The organism is Burkholderia sp. LS-044, assembly GCF_004803625.1.
In the GTDB taxonomy this organism is placed as follows: domain Bacteria; phylum Pseudomonadota; class Gammaproteobacteria; order Burkholderiales; family Burkholderiaceae; genus Burkholderia; species Burkholderia cepacia.
In genome coordinates this window covers 602,622-618,556 of sequence record NZ_SSWO01000001.1, presented here as the reverse complement: position 1 = coordinate 618,556, position 15,935 = coordinate 602,622, and the positions used below count along the sequence as shown (strand labels likewise).

The window sequence follows — 15,935 nt, the reverse complement described above, 5'->3', positions numbered from 1 at the left end:
GAACATGGACGACTCCCTCAACTTCGACACGCTTGCCGTGCGCGCGGGCACGCTGCGCAGCGACTTCAACGAGCACTCGGAAGCGCTGTTCCTCACGTCGAGCTTTTGCTTCCAGAGCGCGGCCGACGCGGCCGAGCGCTTCGCGAATTCGGAAGACTATTTCACCTATTCGCGTTTCACGAACCCGACCGTCACCATGTTCCAGGAGCGCCTCGCGGCGCTCGAGGGCGGCGAGGCGTGCATCGCGACGGCATCCGGGATGGCCGCGATCATGTCGGTCGTGATGTCCGCGCTGCAGGCGGGCGACCACCTGGTCAGCTCGCGCAGCCTGTTCGGCTCGACGCTCGGGATGTTCTCGCAGATCTTCAGCAAGTTCGGGATCACGACGACCTTCGTCGACCCGACCGACCTGAACGCGTGGAAGGAAGCCGTGCGTCCGGAAACGAAGATGTTCTTCCTCGAGACGCCGTCGAACCCGCTGACCGAACTCGCCGACATCGAGGCGATCGGCAAGATCGCGAAGGCATCGAACGCGCTGTTCGTCGTCGACAACTGTTTCTGCAGCCCGGTGCTGCAGCAGCCGCTGAAGCTCGGCGCGGATGTCGTGATGCACTCGGCGACGAAATTCCTCGACGGCCAGGGCCGCGTGCTCGGCGGCGCGCTGGTCGGCTCGAAGGAATTCATCATGGGCAAGGTGTTCCCGTTCGTGCGCAGCGCGGGCCCGACGCTGTCGGCGTTCAACGCGTGGGTGCTGCTGAAGGGGATGGAGACGCTGTCGCTGCGCGTCGAGAAGCAATCGGCGAACGCGCTGGAGATCGCGCGCTGGCTCGATTCGCATCCGGCCGTCGCGCGCGTGTTTCATCCGGGCCTCGAATCGCATCCGCAGCACGAGCTCGCGAAGCGTCAGCAGAAGGCGGGCGGGGCGATCCTGTCGTTCGAGCTGAAGGGCGACACGCCCGAACAGCAGCGCGCGAATGCATGGCGCGTGATCGACAACACGAAGCTGATCTCGATCACCGGCAACCTCGGCGACACGCGTACGACCATCACGCATCCGGCGACCACCACGCATGGCCGCATCACGCCGGAGGCGCGCGCGGCAGCGGGGATCAGCGAAGGGCTGATCCGCCTGTCGGTGGGCCTCGAGGACGCGGGCGACCTGCGCAAGGATCTCGCGCGCGGGCTGGAAGGCTGAGCGCGGCACGTCACGCATGTCGTGACGTGATCTGACGTGACGATGGACGAAGGGCCGTTCGCGCAAGCGAGCGGCCCTTCGTTTTTGTGCCGATGAAATCGCGCGGCTTACCCGGTGCGATCTGCGTTGGCGTGCGTGTCGTTGCGCATCGCCTCCACCATCCACCGCAGCGTGTCGTCGAGCGGCGTGACGGGCAACTCGCCCACCGCGCGCCGCAGCTTGTCGCGCGACCCGGACAGGCTCTTCACCTCGTTGTGCCGCACGAAACGCGGATCGATCGTCACGTCGATCACGTATCCGGCGATACGCGACAGCATCGCCAGCACTTCCTTCAGCGAATACGCGCGCTCCGAGCACACGTTGAACGTCTCGCCGGCCGGCGCGGCTTCGACCAGCTTCAGGTACGCGGCCGTCACGTCGCGCACGTCGGAGAAATCGCGGCTCACGTCGAGGTTGCCGAGCGAGATCCGCGGGGCGTTGCGCGCGTAGTGCGCGACGAGCTTCGGCAGCAGGTACGCATCGCTCTGGCCGACACCCGTGTAGTTGAACGGCCGCGCGATCACGATCGGCAGACGGTCGGCCCACAGTTTCGCCGCGTATTCCATCGCGAGCTTGCTGACCGCATAGTCGTTCGCCGGGGCGGGGGCGACGGTTTCGTCGAGCACGCCGGCGGTCGAATTGCCGTAGATGTTCGCGCTGCTGGCGAGCAGCACGGCCGACGGGCGGCGGTCGAGGCCCGCAAGCGCGGCCAGCAGGTTGCGGGTGCCGACGATGTTGACCGCGTAGGTTTCCGACGGCTCGTCCTGCGCGACATGCGCGCGCGCGGCGAGATGCACGACCGCATCGGGCCGGGCGTCGGCGGCCGCCGCGCGCAGCGCCTGTGCGTCGAGCAGGTCGACGGGCAGCAGCGTGCAGTGCGCGAAGGCCGGATCGTCGGGGCGCGCCGCACCGGGCGCGACCGTGCCCCAGACCTCATAGCCGGCCGCCTGCAGGCGCTCGGCCATGTAGCGGCCCGTGAAGCCCGTCAGGCCGGTGACAAATGCACGGCGCGACGGGCGTCCGGCTTCAGAACGTGTCATGGTGTTGATTCCGCGTCAAATCGGCTTCGACCATCATCTGGCAAAGTTGTTCGAGCGTCGTCTTCGGTTCCCAGCCGAGCTTGGACCGGGCCTTGTCGGCGCAGCCGATCAGCAGGTCGACCTCGGCAGGGCGATAGAACTTCGGGTTCACTTCCACGAGCACGTTGCCGTTCGACGCGTCGAGGCCGCGTTCCTGTTCGCCCTTGCCGGTCCATTCGATCTGGTAGCCGGCCGCCGCGAACGCCATCCGCACGAAATCGCGCACGGTCTCGGTGCGGTTGGTCGCGAGCACGTAGGTGTCGGGTTCGTCGGCCTGCAGCATGCGCCACATGCCTTCGACATATTCAAGTGCAAAACCCCAGTCGCGTTTCGCGTCGAGGTTGCCGAGCTCGAGGCGGGTCGCCTTGCCGAGCTTGATCTTCGCGATGGTGTCGGTGATCTTGCGCGTGACGAACTCGCGGCCGCGCAGCGGCGATTCGTGGTTGAACAGGATGCCGCTGCTGCCGAACAGGCCGTACGACTCGCGATAGTTCACCGTCATCCAGTGCGCGTACAGCTTCGCGACGCCGTACGGGCTGCGCGGATAGAACGAAGTCGCTTCCGTCTGCGGGATCGACTGCACCTTGCCGAACATCTCCGACGTCGACGCCTGGTAGAAGCGCGTCTTCGGGCTCACGACGCGAATCGCCTCGAGCAGGTTCAACGGACCCAGACCGGTCACTTCGGCGGTCGTCGCCGGCTGGTCGAACGATACGCCGACGAAGCTCTGCGCGGCGAGGTTGTACAGCTCGTCGGGCTGCGTGCGTTCGAGCAGGCGCAGGCTCGAGCCGGCGTCGGTCAGGTCGTGTTCGACGAGCGTGAGGTTCGGGTGCGTGTCGACGCCGAGCTCGGCGATGCGCCAGAAATTCACCGAGCTGGTGCGGCGGTAGGTGCCCGTGACCTCGTAGCCCTTGTCGAGCAGCAGCTTGGTCAGGTAGGCGCCGTCTTGCCCCGAGATCCCGGTGATGATGGCCTTCTTGCGAGTTTGGCTCATGACGTTGTCCTGGTAGAAACGATGGAGGGTGAAAGTCAGGCGGTCGTGCCGGCGGCGGCCGGCAGCGCGCCGCGTGCGGGGCCGCGCGTCAGGCGTCGTTCGAAGCTGTACCAGCTCAGGGTCGCGTACGCGAGCGTGATCGCGAGCGCCAGCGCGGCCGTGACGAAGCGGTTCAGGTGCAGCGGCCACAGCGCGTACAGCACGCTGAGGTGGATCAGGTACACGGTGTAGCTGACGGTGCCCACGTAGACGAGCATTGGGTTCGTCAGCACGCGCTGCACAAGGCCGCGGCCGCGCAGCGCGATCACGACGATCGACGTGCACAGCAGCAGCGAGATGCTGTAGAGCGCGGCGTTCGACAGCGGCGTGTTCGCGGCGCGAAAACGCGGGAACGACAGGTGCAGCCAGCCGAGGATCGCGAGCGACACGAGCGCGCCGACGATCGCGAGCGGATAGAACGGTTCCAGCGCGCGCCGGTCGCGGCGCAGCACGATCGCGAGCAGCGCGCCGGCGGCGAGCAGGTCCATCCGGAACGGCGTCAGGTAGTAGATCGGCCAGAACGAGTCGAACCACGGCGTCGCGATCGCGCGCAGCACGGGGGCCGCGACGATCAGCGCGGCGGCGATCCACAGCAGCGCGCGCTCCGAGCACCACAGCACGACGAACGGCCAGAAGATGTAGAACTGCTCCTCGACCGCGAGGGACCACAGCACGTTCAGGCTGTCGTGGCCGATGCTGCCGAGCGACAGCCCGATGTTGGTCGAGAAGAACGCGAACCACGGCCAGTGCGGCAGCCAGCCCGCACCGAACAGGATTGTCGACACCACCAGCAGCAACACGTACGGCGGCAGGATGCGGCGCACGCGGCGTGCGTAGAAGTGGCTGAAGTACGACTGCCCGCGCGCCTTGCGATCGAGCAGGATGCCGGTGATCAGCAGCCCGCTCAGCACGAAGAACAGGTCGACGCCCATCCACAGCGGCGCCTTCAGCGCATGCTGCAGGAACACGGCGCCCACCGCGATCGCGCGCAGCCCGTCGAGCTGCACGATGCGGCCGTGTTGCGGCGGGGTGGGGGCCGCGGGTCGCGAGAGGCCCGTCATCGCGCCGCTCCTTCGCGACGCGCGGCCTGAGCCGGGGCGAGTCGCACATCCGATACGTAAACGTGAACGTAATGCATGCCATTAAATGAAATATCGAATCGAAATCGATTCTAGGGAAAAGAAATCGGCAAAAAAACGCGCGTCATTTATCCGACGACAAACATTCAAATGCCGGTTATTTCGGTCGCGCGATGAACGGTCGCCGCCCGGGAGGCCCCGCCAGGCGGTGAAAAGCGGCATTTTCTACAGACTGGAAAGCGAAACACGGTCGTAATTGCCGTTTTCGGGTGTCTTTGCGCGTCTGTTCCGGTTCGATATTTCAGGCGGAAACATCCCCAAATATTTCCAAATTTCTTGTGATTATTTTTGCTTGTAACCTGCATCGCGACGTTTGAAACCCATTTAGCGACAGGGTGCGCCGGCAGCGGTGCCGGTCGCTGTTGCATCAAGTCTGGAGAAGCGCATTGCGACGTCTGATTCTGGTAGGCATGACGGTATGCGCGACGCTGCTGACGAGCGCCGTACCGGCCGAAACGGTATTGCCCGCGACGACGTCGTGGATCGGCAATACGTTCGGCTATGGCGACGGCAGCTGGACGCAGATCGACATCCGCGCGATCGCGGTGACGCCTGAAGGCAAGGTGTATACGAATGCGCCATGGGACGAGAGCGGCGCCGAAGCGAGCGTCTACCAGGACGGAAAGATGCTCGGCTTCGCCGGCGGCACGCACGGCTGGGGCAACCTCGGCGGCAGCGCGATCGCCGTGAACAGCAAATATGCGTACGTCGCGATCGGTGTCGGCAACGAGCGCGGCCACCTGCAGTCGCCCGGCATCTGGCCGGACAAGGGCAAGCAGTGGTTCGGCATCTCGCGCCGCACGATCGGCGACATGAAGCAGCCGGCGCCGTTCCGCGCGGCGCCGCAGGTGGCTCCTGGCGGGCACGCCGATGCCGGCCGCGCGCGGATGGCCGCGAGCTTCATGATGATGAACGAGGTGGCGGCGCCCGCGCGCTCGGAAACGGGCGAGCAGAAGGCGGAGGTCGGCGGCCTCGCGGCCGACGACAAGACGCTGTTCGCCACGAATCCGACGCGCGACGCGGTGGACGTGTACGACGCGGAGACGATGCAGCAGAAGGGCACGTGGAGCGCGCACGAGCCGGGCCGCATCGCGCTCGCGGGCGACGGCACGTTGTGGCTGCTCACGGACACGATCAAGGGGCCCGCGCACCTCGCGCACGTGCGCGCCGACGGCCGCAAGCTCGACGACGCCCCCGCGCTGCCGGAAGGCACCGACGCGGTGGACGTGGCAGTCGACGCGAAAGGGCGCGTGCTCGTCGCGGACAACGGGCCGCGCCAGCAGATCCTGATCTTCTCGAAAGGCGGCAAGGGTTATGCGCAGTCGGGCACGCTCGGCGAGCGCGGCGGCATCTTCGCGGGCCCGGTGCCGGGCCGGCCCGGGCCGCAGCGTTTCAACGGGCTGACGGGGGTCGGTGTCGACCGGGCGGGCAACATTTACGTGTCGATGAACGGCATCGGGCCGCGTCACGACACGATCGGTGCGGGGCTCGGCGCCGTGCTCGAAAGCTATACGCCTGACGGCAAGCTGCGCTGGCAGGTGCAGGGGCTGCTGTTCGTCGACGGCGCATGGCTCGACCCGGCGCGGCCGAACAGCGTGTACACGGGCAACAAGCGCTTCGAGCTCGACCTGTCGAAGCCGCCGGGCCGGGACTGGAAATACGTCGGCTTCCTGTCGAACCGCTTCAAGTATCCGGACGACCCCGTGTTCCATACGGACCAGTGGCCCGGCACGCCGATCGCGCGGCGCCTCGACGGCCGCACGTTCCTGTACCTGACGGACATGTACGCCGATCACCTGAAGATCTACCGCTTCGACGCGAAGCGCGACGGCGAAGTCGCGATTCCGTCCGGTCTGATCGCGGGCCGCGCGCGGCCGGTCGACAACGTGCCGAACAAGCCGCCGGGCGGCGACTGGCTGTGGCGCGACGCGAACGGCAACGGCCGGCTCGATGCCGACGAGTTCGAGATCAATACCACCGGCAAGGCGAAGGCGGGCGGCTGGGGCTGGTGGGTCGACACGAAGGGCGACATCTGGCGCACGAGCGACGTGCGCGGCATCCACCGCTTCCAGTACGGCGGCGTCGACAAGGCCGGCAACCCGATCTACTCGTACGACAAGGTCACGACCTATCCGATGCCGCAGCCGTTCACGCAGCTGCGCCGCTCGATCTACGACGCGCAGACGGACACGCTGTACGTGACCGGTTACACGGCCGATGCCCCGGCGCAGCCGGGCATCAACAAGGAAGTGGGCCGTGTGCTGGTCCGCTTCGACAAGTGGTCGACGGGCTCGCCGGTCGTGCGCTACCAGGTCGCGCTGCCGTGGCAGCTCGACGCGAAGCCGATCTTCGACCTGATCGGGATCACGGCCGAGGGCCGCTACCTCTTCGGGGTGGAGCCGGTCGGCAAGATCCACGTGTACGACAAGGAAACCGGCAAGGAAGTGGGCGTGATGAGCCCGGGCGCCGAGGTCGGCAAGGCATCCGGCTGGGTCGACGTGCCGTTCGGCATCAGCGCGTTCCGGCGCGAGAACGGCGAGTACCTCGTGTTCGTCGAGGAAGACGCGCGCGGCAAGGTGCTGATGTATCGCTGGAAACCGTGACGGACGACGTCACACAAGGCAGAAGCATGGACAAAGGCATACTCAAGAACGTTTCGATCAACTTCATCGGGCTGATCCTGCCGACCTTCGTGTCGCTGGTGACGGTGCCCGCGTACATCCACGCGCTCGGCGTCGAACGTTACGGCGTCGTCAGCCTCGTGTGGACGCTGATCGGCTATTTCGGGATCCTCGATCTCGGGATGAGCATGGCCGCGCAGAACCACATCTCGAAGGCGCTCGCGAGCGGCAACGACGACGAGAGCGCGCGCGTGTTCTGGAGCGCGTTCTGGCTGAACCTCGGCACCGGCATCGTGGGCGGGCTGCTGATCTATTTCGGCGCGTTCATCTACACCGCCTACTTCACGAAGGTGTCGGCGGCGATGCAGCACGAGGTGTATCTCGCGCTGCCGTGGCTCGCGCTCGCGATTCCGCTGGCGAACGTGTCGTGGGTGTTCGCCGGCGCGATCAACGGCGCCGAACGTTTCGGCGTGTTCAACACGAACCAGACGATCGGCACGTTCCTGTTCCAGCTGCTGCCGCTCGGCGCCGCGTGGTGGATCGCGCCGAACCTGCAGACGGTGCTCGCCGCGGCGGTCGTCGCGCGCCTGATCGCGGCGGTGATGCTCGGCCACGCCAGCATCAAGGTGCTCGGGATCCGGCGCATCGATCCGCCGCAATGGGGCACCGCGAAAGGGCTGTTCAATTTCGGCGGCTGGATGCTGATCGCGAGCACGACGAGCATGATCGCCGACACGCTCGACCGCGTGATGCTCGGTGCCGGCATGGGCGCGAAGTTCGTCACTTACTACACGGTGCCGCAGAACCTCGTCACGCGCCTGAACATGCTGCCGAACGCGCTCGTGCGCACGCTGTTCCCGCGCCTGTCGGCGGTCGGCCGCGACCATGCGGACACGCTCGCGCGCCAGTCGCTCGAATTCCTGAACGGGGTGTTCACGCCGGTCGGCATCGTCGCGATCTTCGCGCTCGCGCCGTTCCTCACGCTGTGGGTCGGCGCGGATCTCGCCGCGCATTCGGCACCGGTCGGCCGCGTGCTGGTGATCAGCGTGTGGCTCGTCGGCCAGGCGAGCGTCACGCGCATCCTGATCCAGTCGCAGGTCAATCCGTCCCGCGCGGCCTTTGCCGGGCTCGTCCAGATGCCGTTCTTCGTCGGCGGCCTGTGGTTCGGGATCCATCACTTCGGGCTGATCGGCGCGGCGGTGGTCGTCGCGGCGCGCGCGTTCGTCGACTACGGCGTGCTGCTGTACCTGTCGGCGATCCGGATGCGCGCGATCGTGCTCGACATGCTCGCGCACCTCGCGTTCCTGCTGGCGAGCCTGTTTCTGGCGCAGGCATGGCCGGGGCTCGTCGAGTCGATCGGCATGTGCGCGGTCGTGCTGCTGCTGAACGTCGCGTGGTCGCTCACGATGACGCCGGGGCTGCGCGCGCTCGTGCGCGACCTGTTTGTCCGTCTCAATGCGAGGAGAACAACATGAATCGCGATCTGGCGGAACACGCCTTGTTGAATCTCGCCACGGCCGATGCCGCCGCGGCCGAAGCCGGCGATGTCGCCGCACTGCGCCGGCCCGTGCCGGCCGAGCGCGCCAGCGCGCGGCAACCGTCGCGCGCGCTGCGCGTGGCGATCGTCCACGACTGGCTCGTCACCTATGCGGGCGCCGAGCGCGTGCTCGAACAGATCGTCGCGTGTTTTCCCGACGCCGACCTGTTCAGCCTCGTCGACTTCCTCGACGACCGCGCGTTCGTGCGCGGCAAGCCGGTGACGACGTCGTTCATCCAGAAGCTGCCGTTCGCGCGCACCAAGTACCGCAGCTACCTGCCGCTGATGCCGCTCGCGATCGAGCAGCTCGACGTGTCGGAGTACGACCTGGTGATATCGAGCAGCCACGCGGTCGCGAAGGGCGTGCTGACGGGGCCGGACCAGATGCACATCAGCTACGTGCATTCGCCGATCCGCTATGCGTGGGACCTGCAGCACCAGTACCTGGAACAGTCGAACCTCACGCGCGGGCCGAAATCGCTGCTCGCGCGGATGATCCTGCACTACATCCGCAACTGGGATACGCGCACCGCGAACGCGGTGGACGGTTTCGTCGCGAACTCCGCGTTCATCGCGCGGCGCATCAGGAAGGTCTACCACCGCGACGCGGCGGTGATCTTCCCGCCGGTCGACGTCGACGCGTTTTCGCTGAACGCGGAGAAGGACGATTTCTACCTGACCGCGTCGCGGATGGTGCCTTACAAGAAGATCGACCTGATCGTCGAGGCGTTCTCGAAGACGCCCGAGCGCAAGCTCGTCGTGATCGGCGACGGCCCCGAGATGCAGAAGATCCGCGCGAAAGCCGGCCCGAACGTCGAGATCATGGGCTACCAGCCGTTCGCGGTGCTGCACGACCGGATGCGGCGCGCGAAGGCGTTCGTGTTCGCGGCCGAGGAGGATTTCGGGATCTCGGTCGTCGAGGCGCAGGCGTGCGGCACGCCCGTGATCGCGTACGGCAAGGGCGGTGCGCTCGAAACCGTGCTTGACCCGCAATCGAACCGGAATCCGACCGGGCTCTTCTTCGACGAACAGACGCCGCATGCGATCGTCGCGGCCGTCGACGATTTCGAGCGCGCGCCGCAGCGCTTCACGCCGGACGCATGCCGCGCGAACGCGGAGCGGTTTTCCGCCGATACGTTCCGGCGGCGCTTTCTCGACTACGTGGAAGCCGCGCTGCCCGGCTCGACCGCGCAGCGCGGTACGGCCGTCGCGCCGCTGCCGGCCGCGCGCGGCCCGGCGACGCTCGTGCTCGACCAGAGCGGCGTGCTTGGCGGCGCCGAGCTGTCGCTGCTCGAGATCATGAAGCACATGCGCGCGAACGCCGACGTGCTGCTGTTCGACGACGGCCCGTTCCGTGCGGCGCTCGACGAGATCGGCGCGCGTGTCGACGTGGTCGACCAGGGCGCGCTCGCGGGCGTGCGCAAGCAGGGCGGCGTGTCGGTCGGCGCGGTGAAGCAGCTCGTGCGGCTCGTGCGCGATGTGGCGCGGCGCGCGCGCCGCGCCGAGGTGATCTACGCGAACACGCAGCGCGCGATGGTGGTCGCCGCGCTGGCCGGGCGGCTCGCGCGCAAGCCGGTGGTGTGGCACCTGCGCGACATCGTCAGCACCGACCATTTCGGCAGCAAGCAGTTGCTGGCGATCAAGTACTGCGCGCGGTTCGGCGTCACGCGCGTGATCGCGAACTCCGACGCGTCCGCGCAGGCGTTCCGCGCGCTGACGGGCTTCACGCCGCAGCACGTCGACGTCGTGTTCAACGGCATTTCGGCCGAGCCGTTCGATGCGCTGGAAGGCGTCAGCCAGGCCGCGCTGCGCGCGCGGCTGGGGTTGCCCGAGCACGCATGGCTCGTCGGCTCGTTCAGCCGCCTCGCGCACTGGAAGGGGCAGCACGTGCTGCTGGAGGCCGCCGCGCGGCATCCCGACATGCACGTGGTGCTGGTCGGCGCGCCGCTGTTCGGTGAGGACGAATACGCCGCGCAGCTGCACGAATTCGTCGCCCGGCACGGGATGGGCGAGCGCGTGCATTTCCTCGGGTTCCAGCGCGACGTGGCCGCGTGCATGACGGCGGTCGACGTCGTCGCGCATACGTCGATCACGCCCGAGCCGTTCGGGCGCGTGATCGTCGAGGGGATGCTCGCGCGCCGGCCGGTCGTCGCGGCCCGCGCGGGCGGCGTCGTCGAGATCATCGAGGACGGCGACAACGGGCTGCTCTGCGCGCCGGGCGATGCGGCCGCGCTGGCCGAGGCGCTGGATACGCTGAAGCGCGACGGTGCGCTGCGCGAGCGGCTCGTCGCGAGCGGGCGGGCGACGGCGGTGCGCCGGTTCGGCACCGAAACCTACGTGGAGCGGGTCGAGAAGATTCTCGCGGATACGGCGAAGGCCGCGAAGGCGAAAAGGCAGTAACCGGCGCGAGCCGCCCCCCGGAACGAGCCCTCATGCGGCAATGCGCTGCGTGGGGGCTTTGCTTTTCAGCGCGGTGCCTGGTCGGGCGAGTGGCGGGCAGGTCGTTGTGTAGCGTGGCGGGCGCGTGCTTGCACGATCGCCGTTGGGGGGACGGCGGGCGATGCAAGACGGCAGCGGGATAGGGCGACGTGAGAGGACGGCGTGAGAGGGCGACGCGAGAAGGTGACGCGAGAAGGTGACGCGAGAAGGTGACGCGAGAAGGTGATGCGAGAAGGTGATGCGAGAAGGTGATGCGAGAAGGTGATGCGAGAAGGTGATGCGAGAAGGTGATGCGAGAAGGTGATGCGAGAAGGTGATGCGAGAAGGTGATGCGAGAAGGTGATGCGAGAAAGACGGTACCCAGGGCACCCCGCGCAGCGAAAGCCGGCCGAGGACGGCCCAGGCGGGTCGTGGCGCGGCCCGACGCCGGAGGCCTGCCCCATCTGGTCAACCCGGCGTGCCGACGCGCTCAGCCCACGATAAAGCCCCCGCGCGGCGGGGTGCCGCGCGGGGGCTCGGGAACCCGGGCCGGCCGGATCAGGCGGCCCGTTCGGGCGCCGTCGCGACGACGCGGGCGGGGCGGGACGGCTTGAAGCTGGCCGACCACGTCATCGCGGGCCGTTCGAACATCCGGTAGAACAGGTAGGCGACCGGGATCGCGGCGGCCATGAACGCGAACGACGGCCAGATCGACAACTGCAGTTCGGAATGGAACAGCACCGAGCCGAGGCAGACGAACAGCGGCAGGTGAATCAGGTACAGCGAATAGCTGAAGTCGCCGAACCAGCTCAGCACGCGCAACGGCGGCGTGGTGCGCGGCGGGCGGGCGAGCGCGCGGTACAGGAAGCACGCGAAGCCGGCCGACCAGAGCTGGAACGCGCCGTACTGGCCGAAACGGAACGCGCCGCAGCCGGCGGCCAGCAGCACGGCGGCCGCGCCGTACCACGCACGCGACGGCACGGCGGCCGCGTCGCGCGGCGACTGTGCGCGCACGTCGGCGATCCACGCGCCGATCGTCCAGGACAGCCAGTACGACGTGAAGAACTGCAGGTCGTGCCGTTCGAGCAGCCACGCCGACGCGACGTTGACGAGCGCGACCGCGGCCACGACCGCCGGCATGCCGATGCGCCGGCGTACCGCGAACAGCAGCGGGTAGATCGCGTAGAACTGCACTTCGAGCGACAGCGTCCACAGCGCGCCGTTCGACCCGTACGTGTAGCCGGCGACGCCCTGCAGCGAGAACAGGTTCACGAGGAACGCGACGAGGCCGACATCGCGGATCTTGTGGCTGACGGGCTCGATCTGCAGGCTGACCGAGTCGAGCGCGAGCGTGAACAGCAGTGCGGCGAGCAGCACCGGGTAGATGCGCGCGAACCGGCGCATCCAGAAGTTCGGCGCGTCGAGCCGGTACGCTGGATCGGCCGCGAGCTTGAGCGCCGCGTTGCGGTGGATGCAGTAGCCGCTGATCACGAAGAAGATCGGCACGCCGGCGGAGCCCCACGCGAACGGAAAGGTCAGGTAGCCGGCGATCGCGCCCGGGGTGAGCGCATGGCCGTAAGCGTGATGGAAGCTCTGCATGCCGACCCAGACGACCTGCCGGCAGTGGAAATAGGCGACGAGCAGCGCCGCGAAACCGCGCATCGCGTCGATCACGTGTTCCTTGTGGTCGGCGACGGGCGGCGCGGTCAGAGACGATCCGCTGAAAGCTTGCATGCGATTCGATTCCTTGCGACGGATTGACGGGAAGTTTCATCCAATCGTAATGCGCAAGAATTCGATCAATGAATAAAAAAATCTCACCGGGAAATATCGGTATTCCACATCATGGTTTTATCGCGTTCAGAAAGCGGTTCCGCGAGGCAGGTCAATTATTTACCGATTTTTTTCTGATAGTTTGAAGCTCCAGTTGATTGATGCAAGGAGCGGCAAGATGGACATGCATTGGATCGCGAGCGCTGCAGTACTGCTGGTCATGGCCGTGCTGTCGGCGTACCGCGAGGCGCTGAAGAACGAACCGATTCGCCCGGGGCTCGAACGGGGCGGCGTGCCCTATATCGAGGAATTCGAATCGTAAGAATTTGTATCTGGAAAATCGGTAATTTGTTTCTGCCTCGGCACTCGGTTCGGCAATATCGACCGGGTTGAAAGGATTATATTTTTTCCGGAATCATTGGGCAATCAGTCCATATCGATAATGAGCGGAGTCGAATTGGCAGTACCGTCGATTCTCGATATGCCGTTCGGAACACAATCGCGCCGGGTCGCTGGTCGACGCGGCGCAGTCAACGCAATCAGGATGCGAACATGTTGAAAGTCACCAAGGCCGTGTTCCCCGTTGCCGGTCTCGGCACGCGGTTCCTCCCGGCAACGAAGGCGAGCCCGAAGGAAATGCTGCCCGTCGTCGACAAGCCGCTGATCCAGTACGCGGTCGAGGAAGCGATCAACGCCGGTATCACCGAGATGATCTTCGTCACCGGGCGCAGCAAGCGCGCGATCGAGGATCACTTCGACAAGTCGTACGAGATCGAGGCCGAGCTCGAGGCGCGCGGCAAGGAAAAGCTGCTCGAGCTCGTGCGCGGCATCAAGCCGAGCCACGTCAACTGCTTCTACGTGCGCCAGCCGGAAGCGCTCGGCCTCGGCCACGCGGTGCTGTGCGCGGAGAAGCTGGTGCACGGCGAGCCGTTCGCGGTGATTCTCGCCGACGACCTGCTGCACGGCGAACAGCCGGTGCTGAAGCAGCTCGTCGACGTGTTCGACCACTATCACAGCTCGGTGATCGGGGTCGAGACGATCGCGCGCGACGACAGCCGTTCGTACGGCGTCGTCGAAGGCCGCGAATGGGAGGAGGACATCATCAAGCTGTCGGGCATCATCGAGAAGCCCGCGCCCGAGGATGCGCCGTCGAATCTCGGCGTGGTCGGCCGCTACGTGTTCATGCCGACGATTTTCGATCACCTGCGCAAGCTCAAGCCGGGCGCCGGCGGCGAGCTGCAGCTGACCGACGCGGTCCAGTCGCTGCTCGCGAACGAGCAGGTGCTCGCGTATCGCTACTACGGCACGCGCTTCGACTGCGGCAGCAAGATCGGCTATCTCAAGGCCACCGTCGAGCTCGCGCTCCAGCATCCGGAAGTGAGCCGCGAATTCGAGGCCTACCTGCGTACCTGCTTGCCCGCGCTGGCTGCTGTCGCCTAAGCAGCCTCGCGCTCCGTTGTTTCAGGTGGTGGTTGTTCCGTTGGCCCCGGCCGCTCGCGCGCCGGGGCTTTTTTGCGTATACGGGCGAGCGGATGCGTGATTCTGGTGCGCACCGTCGAGGTGAGTGCGGTGGCGGGTTTGCCGTGCGAGCGTTGCCGCGTGTGAAGCCGGGCGCCCCGGCAAGCATGGGTGTCACGCCTGAAACCGGTGCCGCGGCGGGTGACCGGGCGGCCTCTGTCGCGATTCGATTGCGCGCTGCACGTCGATGTTCGGTGCCGCAGCGGTGCTGCCGGCGCCGGTCGATGACGGGGCGCCACGCCACGCTGGCCGGGTGTCAGCTTCCGGGTGTGGCCCGAATCGCGGTTTTCCCGTTCGATCGTATCCGCATCCGTGCGGCGTTCAACGTGCCGACGTGCCCGGCTGTGCGACGAACCGCCGGGCCAGCATCGCGGTGACCGGCTTCTTGAGGTCGAGCAGCCGCTTTTCGAGGTAGCGCCAGGACAGGTGCGCGAGCAGCACGGCGAGCGCGAACTGCAGCATCTCGGGCAGCGTTTCGCGGACGATTTCCGGTATTGCCCCGTGCGCGAAGTGCGCGGGCAGCACGCCGAAGCGTGTCGGAATCAGGTTGTGGAACAGGTAGAAGCCGTAGCTGATCGTGCCGAGATAGACGAGCGGCGCCCAGTCGAGCAGCGCCACGACCGGATGCTCGGGTTCGCTGACGATCCACAGCAGCAGGGCGCCGAGCGACGCGGACAGGCCGAGATCCGCGAGCCCCGCGATCGCGTCGGGGAGTGCCGTGCATGCGGGCAGCACGAGGAAGAACACGACGCCTGCCGCGCCGAGCCAGCCGGGCGGCACGCGGCGCACGGCGGCCGCGCCGCGTCCGGCAAGCGCCATCGCGCCGACGCCGCCGAGTGCGATCAGCGCGAAATTCCACGGGGAAAATGCGTAGATCAGCACCGGCGACGCGTCGCACAGGTAGAGCGCGAGATGGGCGAGCGCGCACAGCACGACGGCCGCGATGCCGAGCGCGACGTGTCGCGCGGCCGGCACCGCGAGCAGCGCGAGCGGCGCGATCAGATAGAACTGCTGTTCAACCGCGAGGCTCCAGAAGTGCGACGTGGAGCCCGGCCAGCCGTCCTTCACGACGCCGATCCAGTAATTCGACAGGAACACCGCGTGCCACGCGAGCCCGAGATTGACGCCGCGCTGGTAGAACAGCGCGTGCGCGATCGCGAGCGCGGCGAGCAGCAGGTAATAGACGGGAAAGATCCGCAGCGCGCGCTTCGCGAGGAACAGCGCGAGCGCATGGCGGCGCGTCATGGTGCCGCATTCGACCGCCTGGCGATTGCGATGCAGCTCGCCGACGATCAGGAATCCGCTGATGAGGAAAAACGTCCACACGCCAAGCTTGCCGACGTCGACGGCAAGGACGTGGCCTTTGTGGGACAGGAAAACGAGGATGACGGCGAGGGCTCGCAGGCCGTCGAGTCCTTTGACGTATCGGGCTTCGCGCATGGAGGCATCCGGGCATTGAGCGCGCCCAGTATAGGTGCGCAAATATCGAACGTAATTCGCGTTCGGATGCATACGTGAAGGCGTTTTCTGATGCTGGAGCGTCGACGAAATCGTCCGCATGCAAAAAAACCTGCGGGAAACCC

Annotated in this window: 11 protein-coding genes; 6 read left to right on the top strand and 5 right to left on the bottom strand. The window is 66.8% G+C overall.

Going from position 1 to position 15,935, the window contains the following annotated elements; translation table 11 throughout:
- Window positions 1-4: 4 nt before the first annotated feature.
- Complete coding sequence (locus E9536_RS02720) at window positions 5-1,195, top strand: O-succinylhomoserine sulfhydrylase (protein WP_027791151.1); 1,191 nt, start codon at window positions 5-7, stop codon at window positions 1,193-1,195.
- A gap of 107 nt (window positions 1,196-1,302) precedes the next feature.
- Here E9536_RS02720 and E9536_RS02715 read toward each other — a convergent pair whose 3' ends face one another.
- From E9536_RS02715 to E9536_RS02705, 3 genes are read right to left on the bottom strand one after another with little or no spacing between them, the layout of a single operon-like run.
- On the bottom strand, window positions 1,303-2,274 hold the full coding sequence (locus tag E9536_RS02715; protein WP_059694019.1) for an NAD-dependent epimerase/dehydratase family protein: 972 nt from the start codon (window positions 2,272-2,274) through the stop codon (window positions 1,303-1,305).
- Complete coding sequence (gmd, locus tag E9536_RS02710) at window positions 2,261-3,307, bottom strand: GDP-mannose 4,6-dehydratase (protein WP_027791153.1); 1,047 nt, start codon at window positions 3,305-3,307, stop codon at window positions 2,261-2,263. The genes E9536_RS02715 and gmd overlap by 14 nt, the downstream gene beginning before the upstream one ends.
- Window positions 3,308-3,342: 35 nt before the next feature.
- On the bottom strand, window positions 3,343-4,407 hold the full coding sequence (locus E9536_RS02705; RefSeq protein ID WP_136469241.1) for an acyltransferase: 1,065 nt from the start codon (window positions 4,405-4,407) through the stop codon (window positions 3,343-3,345).
- A 464-nt stretch (window positions 4,408-4,871) separates the two neighbouring features.
- On the opposite strand from E9536_RS02705, the gene E9536_RS02700 reads away from it, so the two are divergent.
- Genes E9536_RS02700 through E9536_RS02690 form a run of 3 tightly spaced genes read left to right on the top strand, consistent with a single transcriptional unit; the run spans window position 4,872 to window position 11,043 of the window.
- A complete protein-coding gene (locus E9536_RS02700) occupies window positions 4,872-7,088 on the top strand; it encodes a hypothetical protein (protein WP_136469240.1) in 2,217 nt (738 codons plus the stop codon).
- Between the two features lie 26 nt (window positions 7,089-7,114).
- Complete coding sequence (locus tag E9536_RS02695) at window positions 7,115-8,581, top strand: flippase (protein WP_060083447.1); 1,467 nt, start codon at window positions 7,115-7,117, stop codon at window positions 8,579-8,581.
- A complete protein-coding gene (locus E9536_RS02690) occupies window positions 8,578-11,043 on the top strand; it encodes a glycosyltransferase family 4 protein (protein WP_168799490.1) in 2,466 nt (821 codons plus the stop codon). Before E9536_RS02695 ends, E9536_RS02690 begins: the two co-directional genes overlap by 4 nt.
- Before the next feature lie 576 nt (window positions 11,044-11,619).
- On the opposite strand, the gene E9536_RS02685 is transcribed toward E9536_RS02690, so the two are convergent.
- A complete protein-coding gene (locus E9536_RS02685) occupies window positions 11,620-12,795 on the bottom strand; it encodes an acyltransferase (protein WP_136469238.1) in 1,176 nt (391 codons plus the stop codon).
- Window positions 12,796-13,012: 217 nt separating this feature from the next.
- Between E9536_RS02685 and E9536_RS41285 the strand changes: the two genes are divergently transcribed.
- Complete coding sequence (locus tag E9536_RS41285; RefSeq protein ID WP_006479318.1) at window positions 13,013-13,156, top strand: hypothetical protein; 144 nt, start codon at window positions 13,013-13,015, stop codon at window positions 13,154-13,156.
- A gap of 230 nt (window positions 13,157-13,386) precedes the next feature.
- Window positions 13,387-14,274: a UTP--glucose-1-phosphate uridylyltransferase GalU gene (gene galU / locus E9536_RS02680; RefSeq protein WP_021162860.1), complete on the top strand. Its 888-nt coding sequence runs from the start codon at window positions 13,387-13,389 to the stop codon at window positions 14,272-14,274.
- A gap of 399 nt (window positions 14,275-14,673) precedes the next feature.
- On the opposite strand, the gene E9536_RS02675 is transcribed toward galU, so the two are convergent.
- Window positions 14,674-15,792 (bottom strand): acyltransferase, encoded by a 1,119-nt coding sequence (locus E9536_RS02675; RefSeq protein ID WP_136469237.1) that lies wholly within the window; start codon window positions 15,790-15,792, stop codon window positions 14,674-14,676.
- Window positions 15,793-15,935: the final 143 nt, after the last annotated feature.